Source organism: Roseivivax sp. CAU 1753 (assembly GCF_054482575.1).
This window is the reverse complement of sequence record NZ_JBTLRF010000002.1, coordinates 86,673-102,729: the sequence shown is the minus strand read 5'-3', so window position 1 is coordinate 102,729 and position 16,057 is coordinate 86,673. Positions and strand designations below refer to the sequence as shown.

The following is a 16,057-nucleotide window of genomic DNA, read 5'->3' as shown; positions in this document are numbered from 1 at the left end:
GCGGTGGGACCGGGCATCGCGCGCCAGTTGTCGGCGGTCGGATCATCGGGGCCGTCATTTCGCCCGCCCGCTCAGACGACGACATCCCTACGGGTCTGCGCGCCGACCCCGAAAACCCGCTTGTAGCGCGCGATCTCGTCGGCCGGGCCCATCGCCTTGTTGGGATTGTCCGACAACTTCACCGTCGGTCGCCCTTCGGCCCGCACCGCCTTGCAGACAAGGCTGAACGGGGCCAGTCGGTCATCCGGTGTCAGCCCGCGAAAATCGTTGGTCAACAAGGTGCCCCAACCGAACGAGACCCGGACCCGCCCGGTAAACTGGCGATACAGCTTCTCGATCTGGTCGACATCGAGCCCGTCGGAAAAGATGATCAGCTTGCTGCGCGGATCCTCGCCCCGATCCAGCCACCAGCGGATCGCGGTTTCAGCGCCGGTGGCGGGATCGCCCGAATCGATCCGGATGCCGGTCCAGCCTGCCAGCCAGTCCGGCGCGCGATCCAGAAAGCCCTGCGTGCCGTAGGTGTCGGGCAGGATGATGCGCAGGTTGCCCTCGTGCTCTTCCTGCCAGTCGTGCAACACGTCATAGGGCGCGCGCGCCAGTTCCGCGTCGTCCCCGGCCAGCGCGGCGTAGACCATCGGCAACTCGTGGGCATTGGTCCCGATCGCCTCGAGGTCGCGGCTTTTCGCAATGGCACAGTTCGACGTGCCGGTGAAACGATTGCCGAGACCCTCGTACATCGCCTGCACGCACCAGTCCTGCCACAGGTAGGAATGCCGCCGCCGGGTGCCGAAATCGGCGATGCGCAGATCCTCGATCTTGCGCAGCCTCTCGATCTTCTCCCAGATCTTGGTCATGGCGCGGGCGTAGAGCACCTGAAGCTCGAACCGACCCATCCCGTCCAGGACCGCGCGACCGCGCAGCTCCATCAGCACCGCGAGCGCCGGAATTTCCCACAACATCACCTCGGGCCAGGACCCCTCGAACGCCAGTTCATACTGATCGCCCACCCGTTCAAGATGGTAGGGCGGCAGGCGCAGGTTCTCGAACCAGTCCATGAAATCGGGGCGAAACATCTGCCGCTTGCCGTAGAAGGTGTTGCCCCGCATCCAGGTCGACTCACCGCGCCGCAGCGACAGCGACCGGATGTGATCCAGCTGTTCGCGCAACTCGCCCTCGTCGATCAGCTTGGCCAGCGGCACATGGTCCGACCGGTTGATCAGGCTGAAGGTCACCTGTGTATCGCGATGATTGCGGAACACCGACTGACACATCAGAAGCTTGTAGAAATCCGTATCGATGAGCGACCGGACAATCGGGTCGATCTTCCATTTGTGGTTCCAGACGCGGGTTGCGATGTCGACCAAGACGGCTCTCCTCAGGATATGGGCACCGCTTTAGCGGTCGCAGGGCGCGCTGTGCAAGGTTACTGGCGCAGGGTGATTCCGGCAGCCTTCATCTCGTCCATCGCCGCCGCCAGCGACCCGTCAAGATCGATGCCCCGGCACAGGTCGGCCCGCAGCGTCACGTCAAAACCCAGCTTTCGCGCATCGAGGGCGGAGTATTTCACGCAGAAATCCGTGGCCAGCCCGACCAGGGTCAGCGCGCTGATGCCGCGTGTGCGCAGGTATCCCTCAAGCCCGGTGGGGGTGGCGTGGTCGTTCTCGAAGAAGGCGGAATAGCTGTCGATGGCGCGGCGAAACCCCTTGCGGATGATCAGATCGGCGCGGTCGCTGTGCAGCGCCGGGTGAAACGCCGCGCCGTTGGACCCGATCACGCAATGATCCGTCCAAAGCACCTGCGGGCCATATGGCATCTCCACCGTCTCGAGCGGGGCCTTGCCGGGATGCTGCGACGCGAAGGACGAATGTCCCTCCGGGTGCCAGTCCTGGGTCAGGATCACCGCCTCGAACCCCGCCATCGCGGCGTTGATCGGATCCACGATCCTGTCGCCACCCGCCACCGCCAACGCGCCACCGGGGCAGAAATCGTTCTGAACGTCGATCACCAGAAGTGCGTGCATCGGCCCCTCCTTTCCGGATTGCCGCCCGAGCCTGACCTGCCGACGCGCCAGAGACAAGCCCCGCCTCTTGCCTAGACCGGGCCCGCTGCAGTATCTGCCGCCCATGTACAAGGTCGCGGCCCTCTACTACTTCACGCCCTTCCCGGATCCCGCCGCCCTGCGCCCGGGCCTGATCGCGCTGGCCGAGGCCGGGCGCGTCACCGGCACTCTGCTGCTGGCCCCCGAGGGCATCAACGGCACCGTGGCGGGGCCCGCCGACGGGGTCGACGCGCTGGTCGCGCATGTCCGCGCATTGCCGGGATGCGAAACACTCGAGGTCAAGACTTCCAGCGCCGCCAGGCGCCCCTTCCCCCGCCTCAAGGTGCGCCTGAAGAAAGAGATCGTCACCATGGGCCAGCCCGGCGTCGATCCCCGCGCCCGGACCGGGCACTATGTCGATCCCGCCGACTGGAACGCCCTGATCCAAAGTCCGGACGTGGCGGTGATCGACACCCGCAACGCTTACGAAGTGGCCATCGGCACGTTCGACGGCGCGGTGAACCCCGAAACCCAAAGCTTTCGCGACTTTCCGGCGTGGTGGGCGGCCAACCGGGACCGGTTTCACAACAAGCGCATCGCGATGTTCTGCACCGGCGGCATCCGCTGTGAAAAATCGACCAACTGGCTGCTGGAACAGGGCGTGCCCGAGGTGTTTCACCTCAGGGGCGGCATCCTGAAATACCTCGAAGAGGTGCCCGAGGCCGACAGCACCTGGACCGGCGACTGCTTCGTCTTCGATGGCCGCGTCTCGGTCGGGCACGGGTTGCGCGAAGGCCCGCACGAGCTGTGCCACGCCTGCCGCCGCCCGATCCTGCCCGCGGACCGCGCCCGCGCCGAATACGAGGAAGGCGTGTCCTGCCATCTCTGCGCGCAAGAGACATCGGTGGATGACAAGGCGCGCTTCCGCGAACGCCAGAAACAGATCGGCCTGGCCAAAGCGCGCGGCGAACGTCACCTCGCGGGCGACGACGACTAGGCCGCGCCCCTGCCCTTTCAGGCCGCGCCCCCCCTTTCCATTTTCAAAATACGCCGGAGGTTTGGAGGCAGGGCCTCCAACGTCCTGCCTCTGGCCTCGAAGGCCAGTGGCAGGGCGCGTGCGACGTTACCGCGGCGAGCGCTTGGCGAGAATGCGCTGCAGGGTCCGGCGGTGCATGCTCAGACGGCGCGCGGTCTCGGATACGTTGCGGTCGCACAGCTCGTAGACCCGCTGGATATGCTCCCAGCGCACGCGATCGGCAGACATCGGGTTCTCGGGCGGCGGCGGCAACTGTTCCTTGGTTGCCAAGAGCGCGTTGACGATGTCGTTGGCATCCGCGGGCTTCGACAGGTAGTCGGTGGCACCGATCTTGACCGCCGCCACGGCGGTGGCAATCGCACCATAGCCCGTCAATACGACGATCCGAGCGTCCGGGCGCTTGGCGCGCAGGGTCTCGACCACGTCCAGCCCGTTACCATCCTCCAGCCGCAGGTCGACCACCGCATAGGCCGGGGGGCGTGCCGTTGCGATGGCGGACCCGGCGGCGACGCTCTCGGCAGTCTCCACGTCGAATCCGCGCTTTTCCATCGCCTTGGCCAGCCGCTTCAGAAACGGCTCGTCGTCGTCCACAAGCAACAGCGACGTGTCTTCGCCCAGATCCTGCATCCCGTTTTCCTCGTCCAAGTGGCATCCCGCCCGATGATCAGGAAGCTTAGCCCGCACCGCGCTGCCGTCAATTGACGCGCACCCGGCAACAGCGCTCGTCAAGAACCGGTGTCAGGCGGCGTCGGCAAAACAGGCAACCCGGTCGGCCATCTCCTCGGAGGACGTCTCGCGCCGGAAATACTCGACAAAACCGTGCCCCGGCATCAGCAGATAGGTGAAGGTGGTGTGATCGACGAGGTAGAATTCGTCCTCGGGGTCCTCGGGTACGCGGTAGAAAACGCGGAACTGATCGGCGGCGGCCTTGATCTGCTCGGGCGTGCCGGTCAGGCCGATCATGTCGGGATGCATGGCCTCTGCATAGGCGCCGACCTGCTCGGGCGTGTCGCGGGCCGGGTCGACCGAAACAAAGACCGGTGTGGCCGCGGTGCCGCGCTCCGCCAGCATGTCGACCGCCTCGGCGTTGCGGGCCACGTCGAACGGGCAGACGTCCGGGCAGAACGAATAGCCGAAATAGAGCAGCACCGGTTCGGTCACGATATCTTCATCGGTCACCGTCTGGCCTGCGCTGTTGATCAGCGTGAACGGCCCGCCGATGGTGCCCGCGACGGCTCCGGACCGACATTCGGCAAAGACATCCGCATCGCCCCGCAGCATCGACCAGAAGGCCGTCACGCCGATCAGGGCTGCCAGAACCAGACCTGCCACGATTACCATTGCCCAGCGCATGTTCCGCTCCTTCTCGCGATTGCCAGTGTGTGCACCGGGTCCTATCACTTGCCCCCGGACCCGCAAGAGACAGGTTGGCGCAGATGACGGACGCGGATATCGGCATTTTCGACGAACGACGCCGCTCCAACTGGATCAGGCTGCGCACCATGATCCTGTTGCGGTGGTTCGCGATCACCGGTCAGTTGACCGCAATCCTGGTGGCGGTCAGCATCTACAACCTCGACATGCAGACCGGGCTTTGCTTCATGGCGGTGGGGGTGTCGGTGATCGGCAATCTGGTCGCGATGTTCATCTTTCCCGAGAACAAGCGCCTGTCCGAGACCGAAAACCTGCTGATGTTCGTGTTCGACTTGCTGCAACTGGCCTTCCTGCTGTTTTTGACGGGCGGGCTGCACAATCCCTTCTCGCTGTTGCTGCTGGGGCCGGTCACGGTCTCGGCGGCGGTGCTGCCTCTGGGACGCACGGTGTTCCTGAACGCCCTGGCGGTGTTGCTGGTGACCGGGCTGGTGTTCTTCCATCTGCCCTTGCGGACCGGCGACGGGCAGGTGCTGCGCATTCCCGATCTGTTCATCTTCGGGCAATGGGCGGCGATCACCATCGCGATCCTCTTCATCTCGGTCTATTCGCGCCGCATCACCCGCGAGATGCACAATATGGGCGATGCGCTGGCGGCGACGCAGATGGCGCTGGCGCGGGCGCAGAAACTGAACGATCTGGGCGGGGTGGTGGCGGCCACGGCGCATGAACTTGGCACTCCGCTGGCCACGATCAAGCTGACCGCAGCCGAACTGATCGACGAGTTGGACGACCGCCCCGCCCAGCGCGACGACGCCGTCCTGATCGCGGAGCAGGCCGACCGCTGCCGCGATATCCTGCGGTCGATGGGACGCGCGGGCAAGGATGACCTGCACATGCGCCACGCGCCGCTGACCGAGGTCATCCGCGAAGCGTCGGAGCCGCACGAGAACCGCGGCAAGGCGATCCTGATCGAGGTTGAAAACCGCCGCGGCGACGGGTCGCTTCCGCCCCTGGTCATGCGCCGCCCCGAGATCATCCACGGCCTGCGCAACCTGGTGCAGAACGCCGTCGACTTCGCCCGGTCGACGGTCTGGATCGAGGTCAACTGGAGCGATGCCGTGGTCTCGGTGCGGATCGTCGACGACGGGCGCGGTTTTCCGCCGCACCTGATCGGGCGGATCGGCGATCCGTTCATGCGTCAGCGCCGCAATGACAAGCCGCGCAAGGAACGTCCAGGCTATGAAGGCATGGGCCTTGGCCTGTTCATCGCCAAGACGCTGCTTGAAGGCAGCGGCGCGGAGTTGAGCTTTGCCAACGGATCGCCGCCGTCGCGGCCCAATCCCGACGCCGGCCTGCATCGCGGCGCCATCGTCGAGGTCGTCTGGCCGCTTTCAGCCATCGCCGTCCCCGAAGCCGAGGCGCATGCACCGCTGGGAGAAAACGCGCTGATCGACGGCTGAACGCGTCCGGTCAGCGTCGGTGTTAATGATTTGTTAACGTTGCCGGTGCGACAGTCAGGTCATATTTTGAACATCGGTTCGGAAGGAACACCATGGCGCTTGAGACATGGCTTGCCATCCTCATCGGCACCGGGGTCGGACTTGTACTGGTTTACGCATTTTTGCTGATCTTTTCAGCGACCCGGACGAAACGGCAGGAAACGACAACGTCAGAGCTGGACGAGCCATTGTTCCTGCTGCGTGACGGCAAGGTGGTGGATGCCACACCCGCCGGAAGCACGCTGATCGGCGATGCACTCTTCGGTGACTGGGCGCATGTGCGCGACGCGCTGAGCCCGGTCTTCTCCGACATCCCCCGGTCGCCACCCACAACCCGCCTTCGGCTGGCCTCTGACACGGCGCCGGATCTGCATCTCGATCTGGTGCCGGAACGGGATCGCTTGCGTGTGGGGCTGTCCGGGCCGTCCCCGTCGCTCAGCTCGGGGCTTTCGGTGCTTGGCTCCGCCACCCATCTGGCCCGGTTGCGTCGCGCCACCGGCCTGGCCCCCTATCCGATGTGGCAAAGCGCCGCGAACGGCGAGGTGGTCTGGTCGAACGAACGCTTCGGCAAGCTCGCGGCACTGGCCGACAGCGCACAGCTGTTCACGGCGACCCAGCCCCGGACCGGTCCGGTCACCCGCGAACGGCTGCATATCGCGTCCACCCATCCCGACCTGCCGGAATGGTTCGAGGTCACCACCATCCGCGCGGGCGACAGCTGGTTTCACTATGCTGTCGACGTGGACGCCGTGGTCGAGGCCGAAACCGCGCAGCGCAATTTCGTGCAGACGCTGGCCAAGACCTTTGCGCATCTGCCCATCGGGCTGGCCATATTCGACCGCAACCGGCAGCTTGTGCTGTTCAATCCGGCGCTTCTGGACCTGACGCAACTGTCGGTCGAGTTTCTGTCCGGGCGACCCAACCTGATGACCTTCTTCGACCAGCTTCGCGAAAACCGGATCATGCCGGAGCCGAAATCCTATGACGGCTGGCGTCAGCAGCTTGCCGAACTTGTCGCCGCCGCCACCGATGACCGTTACAGCGAAACCTGGAGCCTGCCCAACGGGCTGACCTACCGGATCGCCGGACGTCCGCATCCCGACGGGGCCGTCGCCTTTCTGCTTGAGGACATCAGCTCCGAGATCGCGCTGACCCGCCGCTTCCGCGCCGAACTGGAACTGTGCCAGTCGGTGATCGACACCATGGGAGAGGCCGTCGCGGCGTTCAATCCGACCGGCGTGCTGACCTTTTGCAACGCGGGCTATCGCAAGCTCTGGCAGTCCGATCCGGACAGCACCTTTGCCGACGTGACCATCGTGGATGCCACCCGCCTCTGGCAGCAACATGCGCAACCCAGCGACGTCTGGAGCGATATCCGGGCCTTCGTCGCCTCTTACGGGCAGCGCGAAGGCTGGGACAACGACGTGCGCCTTGTCGACGGGCGGCGCCTGAAACTGCGCTGCGATCCGCTGCCCGGCGGCGCGACGCTGGTGCGCTTTTCCGAAGGCGCGACGGGTGCGCTTGGACCGGTCGCGGAAACGGCAGCACTGGCAGGCTGACCGCGCCGGACCCGGACCTTCCGGGTGGCACCGCGAACGACGGCAATTTCTGCCCGGCTGCGGTATCGGCCCCCCTTGCAGGTGGCGACCGGGCGGATACTCTCGCGCCATGCCTGAACGCACCGCCCACCTGACCCTGCAAGGCCCCGATGCCACCGTGGCCCTGGCCCGCAAGATCGCGCCCGCGCTGGGGCCGGGCGACGTGATCCTGCTGGCGGGCGGCATCGGTGCGGGCAAGACCCATTTCGCCCGGGCGCTGATCCAGTCCCGGCTCGATCGACCCGAGGATGTGCCGTCGCCGACCTTCACCCTCGTGCAGGTCTATGACACCGACCGGGGCGAGATCTGGCATGCGGATCTCTACCGTCTGGACGGGCCCGACAGCGTCATCGAACTTGGCCTGACCGAGGCTTTCGACACAGCCATATGCCTGCTCGAATGGCCCGACCGTCTGGGCGATCTGGCGCCGCCGGGGGCGTTGTCCCTGTCCTTTTCGGACGGCGCCACCGTTGATGCCCGCCGCGTCGATGCCGCGTGGTCCGACCCGCGCTGGGACGCCGTACTGGCGGCGGTGACCGCATGACGCCCGAGGCTTTCCTGCGCGATGCCGGCTGGCAGGACGCCGCCCCTTACCCGATCGCGGGCGATGCCTCGGCACGGGCATATACCCGCCTTGTTCGGTGCGATGGCGAAACCCGGATCCTGATGGCGGACCCGGAGGGCGACGTGTCGGTCTTTGCCCGGCTGGCGCGCTACCTGACCGGTCTCGGCCTCAGCGCGCCGCGCATCTTTGCCGAAGCGCCGGGACTGTTGCTGATCGAGGATCTGGGCGACGGGCTGTTTGCACGGCTGGCGCAGGATGACCCGGCGCAAGAGCCCACCCTCTATCGCGCGGCGATGGATGCGCTGGTGGTTCTGCACGCAGCCGCGCCCCCGCCGGATCTGGTTGCCGCCGACCCTTCACGACTGGCGCAGATGACCGATCTGGCCTTCACCCAGTATCAGCAACGCGCCACCGGCCAGATGGACCGGACCCAGACCGCCGGGATCATCACGGCCCTCGCCGAGGCGCTCGACCGCCACGCATCAGAGACACACGTCACCATCCTGCGCGACTACCATGCGGAAAACCTGCTCTGGCTGCCCGATCGCGACGGGCCGCGCCGCACAGGGTTGCTGGATTTCCAGGACGCGATGGCCGGTCATCCAGCCTATGATGTCGTTTCGCTGCTGGAAGATGCCCGCCGCGATGTCGGTGCGCAGACCCGCGCAGCGGCGATCTGGCACTATCTGGACCGGACCGGCGGCGATGCGGCCCGGTTCGAGGCCGCCCTCGCGGTCCAGGGGGCCGCGCGCAACCTGCGTATCCTCGGGATCTTTGCGCGCCTCGCGGCGACCCGGGGCAAACCGCATTACGTCGACCTCATACCCCGCGTCTGGGACCACCTGATGCGCGATCTGGCAAATCCGGCCTTGTCCGCCGTGGCACCGCGCGTCATCACATGCCTGCCCGCCCCGACGCCCGCCCTCCTCGAACGACTGAAGGTGCCATGCCAGACGCCGTGATGATCTTTGCCGCGGGTTTCGGCACCCGCATGGGCGCGTTGACCGCCCAGCGCCCCAAGCCCCTGATCGAGGTGGCGGGCCGCACCCTGCTGGATCGGGCGCTCGATCTTTCGGCAGAGGTGCCGGTGCGCATCGTCAACACCCACTACCTTGGCCATCAGATCGCGGCGCATCTGGCCGGGCACGGGGTGCAGGTGCTGCATGAAAGCCCTGACATCCTGGACACTGGCGGCGGTCTGAAGAACGCGCTGCCGCATCTGGGCGCGGGCCCGGTCTACACGATGAACGCCGATGCGGTCTTTGCCGGGCCGGACCCGCTTGGCCTGCTGGCAAAGGCGTGGGACCCCGCGCGCATGGATGCGCTTCTGCTTTGTGTGCCGATGGACCGCACGGTCGGGCGCAACGGTCCCGGCGACTTCACGCTTGCCCCGGATGGCCGGATCACGCGCGGTGGCGACTGGGTCTATACCGGCGTGCAGATCATCCGCACCGACGGCCTGGCCGATATCCCCGACCGGGCCTTTTCGCTCAATGTCCTGTGGAACCGGATGGCCGAGGCCGGGCGGCTCATGGGCCTGCCCTACCCGGGGCGCTGGGCGGATGTGGGCCATCCCGGCGGCATCGCGCTGGCCGAGGACATGCTGCGCGCATGATTTTCGACGGCACGCCAACCCCGCGCCTTTTCGCGCTGCCCCCGGGGGCCGATTTTCCCGCAGCACTGGTCGCGGGACTGCGCGCGCGCTTCGCCGAGCACCCGCCCGAGGCCATCGCCCGCACCGAGCTTTTCGTGAACACCGAACGCATGGCCCGCCGCCTGCAGGGGCTGTTCGCCGACGCGGGGCCCGGGTTCCTGCCGCGCATCCAGCTGCTGACCGAACCGGGCGATGCGCGCCTGCGGGCCAGCCTGCCCATCGCGGTGCCGAACCTGCGGCGCAGGCTGGAACTCACGGGCCTTGTGGCGCGGCTTCTGGACCGGACGCCGGATCTTGCGCCGCGCGCGGCCCTGTTCGATCTGGCCGACAGCCTTGCCGCGCTGATGGACGAGATGCAGATCGAAGGTGTCGACCCCGCGGCCATCGCGCGGCTCGACGTGTCGGATCAGTCTGGGCACTGGGACCGGGCGCTGGGCTTTCTGCGCATCGTGCAACACTATTTCGACGCCACCGACCCGGCCCCGGATGCCGCCGCCCTGCAACGGCGCGCGCTCGAGGCGCGGCTGGCGCTGTGGCAGGCCGCGCCACCCGCGCACCCGGTGATCGTGGCAGGCTCGACCGGGTCGCGCGGCACCACCCATGCGCTGATGCAGGCGGTCGCGCGGCTGCCGCAGGGGGCGGTCGTGCTGCCCGGCTTCGATTTCGACATGCCGCGCCACGTCTGGGACCAGCTGACCGACGACCTGCCGCGCGCCGATCACACCCAACCGGGCGAGGATCATCCGCAATTCCGCTTTGCCCGACTGCTGCGCGACCTCGGGGCCAGCCGGACGGATGTGACGGATTGGGGCCACGGTCGCGCGCCCGCGCCGTCCCGCAATGCGCTGGTGTCGCTGGCGCTGCGTCCGGCGCCGGTCACCGACCAATGGCTGACCGAAGGGCCCGGTCTGGCCGATCTGGACGCCGCCATGCGGAACGTCACGCTGCTAGAGGCCGCCGATCCCCGCGCCGAGGCCGTGGCCATTGCCATGCGCCTGCGCGCCGCCGCGGAAGACGGCCAGAGCGCCGCCCTGATCACGCCCGATCGCGGCCTGACCCGGCGGGTGTCCGCGGCGCTGGATCGCTGGGGCATCCTGCCCGACGATTCCGCCGGTCTGCCCGCACAGCTTTCGCCCCCGGGGCGGCTTTTGCGGCAGGTGGCGCAGCTGTTGCACAGGCCGTTGACTGCCGAAACGCTGCTGGCGCTGCTCAAGCATCCGCTTTGCCACGCCGGCAATGATCCGCACGAAGCGCGCAGCGCCCATACCCGCGCGCTGCCCGCTCTCGAGGCGCATATCCGCAAGACCGGCATGCCCTATCCGACCGCCGGGCAGATCGCCGACTGGAAACAGGCCGCCGACCATGGCCCCTGGACCGACTGGATCGCACGGGTCTTCTGCACCGCGCCCGAGGCCGGGCACAGACCGCTTGCCGACTGGGTGGCGCTGCATCTCGCCCGCGTGCAGGACATCGTCGCGGGCAGCGAAGGCACCGACCACGGCGCGCTCTGGGACAAGGCGGCCGGACGCGAGGTCCGCCGGATCGTCGACGAATTGCAGGCCGAGGCGGGGTACGGCGCCGACCTTTCGGCGCGCGACTACGCGGATCTTTTCGGTGCGATTCTTGCCCGCGGAGAGGTGCGGGACCGCGACGCGGCGCATCCCCACATCAAGATCTGGGGCACCATCGAGGCGCGGGTGATGGGGGCCGACCTTCTGATCCTCGGCGGCCTCAACGAAGGCAGCTGGCCCGAGATGCCAAAGGCCGACCCGTGGCTCAACCGCCGGATGCGGGCCGATGCGGGTCTGACCCTGCCCGAGCGGCGCATCGGCCTGTCGGCGCATGACTTCCAGCAGGCCATCGGCGCGCGCGAGGTCTGGCTGACCCGGTCGGTCAAATCGAGCGACGCCGATACGGTCCCGTCGCGCTGGCTCAACCGGATCGTCAACCTGATGAACGGCCTGCCCCGGCAGGGCGGTGAGGCCGCGCTGCAGGCAATGCGGGCGCGGGGGGCGCTGTGGGCGCGGCGGGTGGCGACGCTCGAGGCACCGATCCAGGCACCGCCCGCGCGCCGCCCGTCGCCGAAACCGCCCGCCGGTGCACGACCGCGCGATCTTCGCCTGACCCAGGTCAAGACGCTGATCCGGGATCCCTACGCGATCTATGCACGCAAGGTGCTGCGGCTCGATGGGATGAACCCGCTGATGCAGGCACCGGACGCGCTGTTGCGGGGAATCGTCGTGCATGACGCGCTCAAGTCCTTCGGCGAGGCGATGCGCGACCATGGTCAGGCCCCGGATGCCCGCGCCTTTCTCGACACCATCGCGCGGGAACTGGACGCGCATGTGCCTTTCCCGCTGGCCCGGCAGCTCTGGACCGCGCGGTTCGCCCGCATCGCCGACGGCTTCGCCCGCGACGAAGCGGCCAGACAGACCCGCGCGCGGCTGGCCCGGTTCGAGATCCCGGGCGAGGCGACGATCCCTGCGCTTGGCTTCACGCTGACGACCCGCGCCGACCGCATCGACCTCGATGTACGCGGCGGCGCGCATCTCTACGACTACAAGACCGGCACGCCGCCGTCGAAGGACCAGCAGCTGCACTTCGACAAGCAGTTGCTGTTGACCGCCGCCATGGTGGAACAGGGCGCTTTTGCGGATTTCGCACCGCGCCATATCGCCGATGCACAGTTCATCGGGCTGGGGGCAAAGCCGGGCGAGGTGGCGGCCCCGCTGGACGAGGCCCCGCCTGCGCAGGTCTGGGCCGAACTTGAAGCGCTGATCGCCCGCTATCTCGATGCGGGCCAGGGCTTTACCGCGCGCCGCGCGATGTTCAGCGATCAGGACACGGGCGATTACGATCACCTGTCGCGGCTGGGCGAATGGGACCTTGCGGATATGCCCCTGGCCGAGGTGCTGACATGATGCGCGACGACGCCACCGAGGCGCAGGTCGCCGCCGCCCGGCCCGACGCGTCGACCTGGTTGTCGGCCAATGCGGGGTCGGGCAAGACCCGCGTGCTGACCGACCGCGTGGCGCGGCTTCTTCTGGGTGGCGTCGCGCCGGAAAACATTCTGTGCCTGACCTATACCAAGGCCGCGGCCAGCGAGATGCAGAACCGGCTGTTCCGGCGGCTCGGGGCCTGGGCGATGCTGGAAAACGACGCGCTGCGGGGCGAACTGGCCGAGCTTGGCGTCGAAGGACCCTTCGCGTCGCCCTACCTGCAAAAGGCGCGAACGTTGTTTGCCCGCGCCATCGAGACGCCGGGCGGTCTGCGTATCCAGACGATCCATTCGTTCTGTGCGTCGCTGTTGCGGCGCTTTCCGCTTGAGGCGCAGGTCAGCCCCGATTTCCGCGAGATCGAGGACCGCGCGGCGGAACTGTTGCGCGCCGATATCCTCGACCGCATGTCCGAAGGGCAGGACGGCCATCTGGTCGCCGGTCTGGCGCGGCATTTCACCGACACCGACGACCGTATCGACAAGCTGTTGCAGGCGCTCCTGTCACGCAAGAAGGACTTTCTGCCGCCCCGCGACGCGGCAACGATACGCGCGCTCTACGATCTGCCTGACGGCTATGGGCAGGACGACCTACTGGCGGATGTGTTTCTAGGCGGTGAAGGTGACCTGGTCGCGAAACTGGCCCCGATGCTGCGCCAGAGCGGCGGCAACGATGCCAAGTATACCGCCGGGCTGACCGATTTTGTGCATCCGGACGAGACCGGGCGGCAGATCCTGATGGCCGCTTTCCTGACGCAGACCGGAACGCCGCGCAAGAATTTCCCCAAGAAGGCGCTGCGCGAGGACCCGGCCAATGCCGCACTGATCGCCGGGCTTGACGCTTTGACCGCGCGGCTGGCCGTCGCCAATGACCGCGCGCGCGCGCTGGCCGCCGCCGAACGGGACGTCGCGCTGCACCGGTTCGCGCAGGTTTTCCTGCCCGCCTACGAGGCCGAGAAGCTGGCCCGCGGCTGGCTCGACTTCGACGATCTGATCGAAAAGGCGCACGGGCTTCTGTCGGATGAACGGGTCGCCGAATGGGTGCTCTACCGGCTCGATGGCGGCATCGACCATATCCTTGTCGACGAGGCGCAGGACACCAACCCGCTGCAATGGCAGGTGGTCGAGCTTCTGGCGCGGGAATTTACCGCAGGCCAAGGCGCGCGGGCCGAGGTTGCGCGGACGATCTTCGTGGTCGGCGACAAGAAGCAGTCGATCTACTCGTTCCAGGGGGCCGACCCGGATGCCTTCGACCGCATGCGCGCGCGGTTCGACGACCGGCTGCGGGCCGCTGAAACGCCTCTTCAGGTGCGCAGCCTCGACTATTCGTTCCGCTCGGCCAGCGCGATCCTGGGCGCGGTCGATGCCACGTTTCAGGACGCCGGGTCCTCGGGGTTCGTGGCCGGTGGGCGGCACATCGCGTTTCATTCCGCCATGGCCGGACAGGTCGACCTGTGGCCCTCGGTGCCCAAGCCCGACAAGCAGGAGGATGACCACTGGACTGACCCGGTGGACCGCGTCGGCACCACCCATGCCGAGGTCGTGCTGGCCAACCGGATCGCCGCCTGCATCCGCGATGCGGTGGATCGCGGACAGGCGCTGCAACTTGGCCGCAAGCCGGCACGTGCGATGCGGGCGGGCGACGTGCTGATCCTCGTGCGGCGGCGGGGCAAGCTGTTCCGCGAGGTGATCCGCGCCTGCAAGGCGGCGGGATTGCCCGTTGCGGGGGCCGATCGGCTCAAGGTCATGGCCGAAATGGCGGTCAGGGATATCGGTGCGCTGCTGTCGTTTCTGGCCACCCAGGAAGACAACCTGTCGCTGGCCACCGTGCTGCGCTCGCCGCTGTTCGGGCTGACCGAGCAGGACCTCTTTACCCTTGCCCATGGCCGGACCGGTTCCAGTCTCTGGGAAGCGCTGCGCAAACATGCGGATGCCTATCCGCAGACGCTTGCGATGCTCAACGATCTGCGCGACCGCGCCGACTTCCTGCGCCCCTACGACCTGATCGAACGCATCCTGACGCGCCACAAGGGCCGCGCGCGTCTGATCGGGCGGCTCGGGGTCGAGGCGGAAGACGGCATCGATGCGCTGCTGGCGCAGGCGCTGGCCTATGAGGAAGGCAACGTGCCGAGCCTGACCGGGTTTCTCAGCTGGATGCAGACCGACGACCTCGAGATCAAGCGCAGCCCGGAGGCCGCGGGCGACGCCATCCGGGTGATGACGGTGCATGGCGCGAAGGGGCTGGAAGCGCCCGTGGTCATCTTGCCCGATTGCGGCAAGCTGCCCGACACGGTGAAGGACGCGCTCTTGCCGGTGGACGAGACCGCGGCGGTCTGGAAGGCCCGAAGCGCCGAACAGCCGCCGCTGCAAAGCCGCGCCCTGCAAGACGCCAAGGCCCGCGCCCGCGCCGAGGCGGACCGGCTGCTTTACGTCGCGATGACCCGTGCCGAAGCCTGGCTGGTGGTGGCCGCGGCGGGCGATGTCGGAAAGACGCCCGACGACGCCTGGTACGGCCAGGTCGAACGCGGCTTGCAGCGCGCGGGCGCGCAGGAAATCGACGGGCCGGACGGACCCGGTCTGCGCCTTGGTGCCCTGCCCCACGGCGCCGCCAGTCGCGCCGAAGCAGACAGCCCGATCGCCGAGCCACTGCCCGGGTTCTACGCATCGGAGGCCATAGCCCCGCAGACGGACCCGGTGCGCAGCCCGTCGGACCTTGGCGGAGCGAAGGCCCTGCCCGGGGCGGGCGACGACACCGAAGCCGCCATGGCGCGCGGCACCCAGCTGCATCTGCTGCTGGAGTTGCTGCCGGACATCGACCGCGCCGACTGGCCTGGCACGGCGACACGCCTGCTTGCGGCGCATGGGGCCGATGCCGGGGCGCTGCCCGCCATGGTGACCGAGGCGATCGCCACCCTGTCGGACCCGGCGCTGGCACATGTCTTTGCGCCCGGCGCGCTGGCCGAGGTGGGCCTGACCGGCGAGATCGCGGGCATCGGCCGACTGGCGGGCGTGATCGACCGGTTGATCCTTGACGGACCGAAGGTCACCGCCGTCGACTTCAAGACCAACCGGCAAGTGCCACGCGACCCGGCCCAGGTGCCCGAAGGCGTCCTGCGTCAGATGGGTGCCTACCGCGCCTTGCTGCGGTCGCTCTATCCGGATCGGGAGGTGCGGGTCGCCATCCTCTGGACCGCCACCGCCAGCCTGATGCCGTTGCCGCCAGAAATCACCGATGCGGCACTGGCGCGCGCGACGCGCCTTGATTCTCTGCCAGCGGCTCCATAGGTTCCACCCGAAG

The 16,057-nt window shown here is 67.7% G+C and carries 12 protein-coding genes; 8 read left to right on the top strand and 4 right to left on the bottom strand.

The genetic code is table 11. The features are described 5' to 3' along the window. Positions 1–71 precede the first annotated feature (71 nt). Entirely contained in the window at positions 72–1,364 is a 1,293-nt protein-coding gene (pncB, locus tag ACXYMN_RS05385; RefSeq protein ID WP_459012469.1) for a nicotinate phosphoribosyltransferase, read from the bottom strand. A 59-nt stretch (positions 1,365–1,423) separates the two neighbouring features. After that, a complete protein-coding gene (gene pncA / locus ACXYMN_RS05380) occupies positions 1,424–2,020 on the bottom strand; it encodes a bifunctional nicotinamidase/pyrazinamidase (RefSeq protein WP_459012468.1) in 597 nt (198 codons plus the stop codon). Between the two features lie 103 nt (positions 2,021–2,123). On the opposite strand from pncA, the gene trhO reads away from it, so the two are divergent. Next, positions 2,124–3,035, top strand: coding sequence for an oxygen-dependent tRNA uridine(34) hydroxylase TrhO (gene trhO / locus ACXYMN_RS05375; RefSeq protein WP_459012467.1), 912 nt, complete (start codon positions 2,124–2,126; stop codon positions 3,033–3,035). Between the two features lie 126 nt (positions 3,036–3,161). On the opposite strand, the gene ACXYMN_RS05370 is transcribed toward trhO, so the two are convergent. Both ACXYMN_RS05370 and ACXYMN_RS05365 read right to left on the bottom strand, forming a co-directional pair. Next, positions 3,162–3,701, bottom strand: a complete 540-nt coding sequence (locus tag ACXYMN_RS05370; RefSeq protein WP_459012886.1) for an ActR/PrrA/RegA family redox response regulator transcription factor — start codon at positions 3,699–3,701, stop codon at positions 3,162–3,164. 111 nt (positions 3,702–3,812) lie between these two features. Beyond that, positions 3,813–4,427 (bottom strand): SCO family protein, encoded by a 615-nt coding sequence (locus tag ACXYMN_RS05365; protein ID WP_459012466.1) that lies wholly within the window; start codon positions 4,425–4,427, stop codon positions 3,813–3,815. Between the two features lie 83 nt (positions 4,428–4,510). On the opposite strand from ACXYMN_RS05365, the gene regB reads away from it, so the two are divergent. The 7 genes from regB to addA all read left to right on the top strand — a co-directional run bounded on the left by regB (position 4,511) and on the right by addA (position 16,044). Further along, entirely contained in the window at positions 4,511–5,908 is a 1,398-nt protein-coding gene (regB, locus tag ACXYMN_RS05360; protein WP_459012885.1) for a sensor histidine kinase RegB, read from the top strand. A gap of 92 nt (positions 5,909–6,000) precedes the next feature. Then, positions 6,001–7,506, top strand: coding sequence for a PAS-domain containing protein (locus tag ACXYMN_RS05355; protein WP_459012465.1), 1,506 nt, complete (start codon positions 6,001–6,003; stop codon positions 7,504–7,506). A gap of 109 nt (positions 7,507–7,615) precedes the next feature. Further along, positions 7,616–8,089: a tRNA (adenosine(37)-N6)-threonylcarbamoyltransferase complex ATPase subunit type 1 TsaE gene (tsaE, locus tag ACXYMN_RS05350; RefSeq protein WP_459012464.1), complete on the top strand. Its 474-nt coding sequence runs from the start codon at positions 7,616–7,618 to the stop codon at positions 8,087–8,089. Next, positions 8,086–9,072: an aminoglycoside phosphotransferase family protein gene (locus tag ACXYMN_RS05345; protein ID WP_459012463.1), complete on the top strand. Its 987-nt coding sequence runs from the start codon at positions 8,086–8,088 to the stop codon at positions 9,070–9,072. Before tsaE ends, ACXYMN_RS05345 begins: the two co-directional genes overlap by 4 nt. Beyond that, complete coding sequence (locus tag ACXYMN_RS05340) at positions 9,057–9,725, top strand: nucleotidyltransferase family protein (RefSeq protein WP_459012461.1); 669 nt, start codon at positions 9,057–9,059, stop codon at positions 9,723–9,725. The genes ACXYMN_RS05345 and ACXYMN_RS05340 overlap by 16 nt, the downstream gene beginning before the upstream one ends. Next, entirely contained in the window at positions 9,725–12,685 is a 2,961-nt protein-coding gene (gene addB, locus ACXYMN_RS05335; protein ID WP_459012884.1) for a double-strand break repair protein AddB, read from the top strand. Before ACXYMN_RS05340 ends, addB begins: the two co-directional genes overlap by 1 nt. Beyond that, positions 12,682–16,044: a double-strand break repair helicase AddA gene (addA, locus tag ACXYMN_RS05330; RefSeq protein ID WP_459012460.1), complete on the top strand. Its 3,363-nt coding sequence runs from the start codon at positions 12,682–12,684 to the stop codon at positions 16,042–16,044. The genes addB and addA overlap by 4 nt, the downstream gene beginning before the upstream one ends. Positions 16,045–16,057 lie beyond the last annotated feature (13 nt).

Bases quoted from the DNA above. Each gene is read 5' to 3' on its own strand.
- pncA (WP_459012468.1), bottom strand. From the start codon at position 2,020: ATGCACGCACTTCTGGTGATCGACGTTCAGAACGATTTCTGCCCCGGT.
- trhO (WP_459012467.1), top strand. From the start codon at position 2,124: ATGTACAAGGTCGCGGCCCTCTACTACTTCACGCCCTTCCCGGATCCC.
- ACXYMN_RS05370 (WP_459012886.1), bottom strand. From the start codon at position 3,701: ATGCAGGATCTGGGCGAAGACACGTCGCTGTTGCTTGTGGACGACGAC.
- ACXYMN_RS05365 (WP_459012466.1), bottom strand. From the start codon at position 4,427: ATGCGCTGGGCAATGGTAATCGTGGCAGGTCTGGTTCTGGCAGCCCTG.
- regB (WP_459012885.1), top strand. From the start codon at position 4,511: ATGACGGACGCGGATATCGGCATTTTCGACGAACGACGCCGCTCCAAC.
- ACXYMN_RS05355 (WP_459012465.1), top strand. From the start codon at position 6,001: ATGGCGCTTGAGACATGGCTTGCCATCCTCATCGGCACCGGGGTCGGA.
- tsaE (WP_459012464.1), top strand. From the start codon at position 7,616: ATGCCTGAACGCACCGCCCACCTGACCCTGCAAGGCCCCGATGCCACC.
- ACXYMN_RS05345 (WP_459012463.1), top strand. From the start codon at position 8,086: ATGACGCCCGAGGCTTTCCTGCGCGATGCCGGCTGGCAGGACGCCGCC.
- ACXYMN_RS05340 (WP_459012461.1), top strand. From the start codon at position 9,057: ATGCCAGACGCCGTGATGATCTTTGCCGCGGGTTTCGGCACCCGCATG.
- addA (WP_459012460.1), top strand. From the start codon at position 12,682: ATGATGCGCGACGACGCCACCGAGGCGCAGGTCGCCGCCGCCCGGCCC.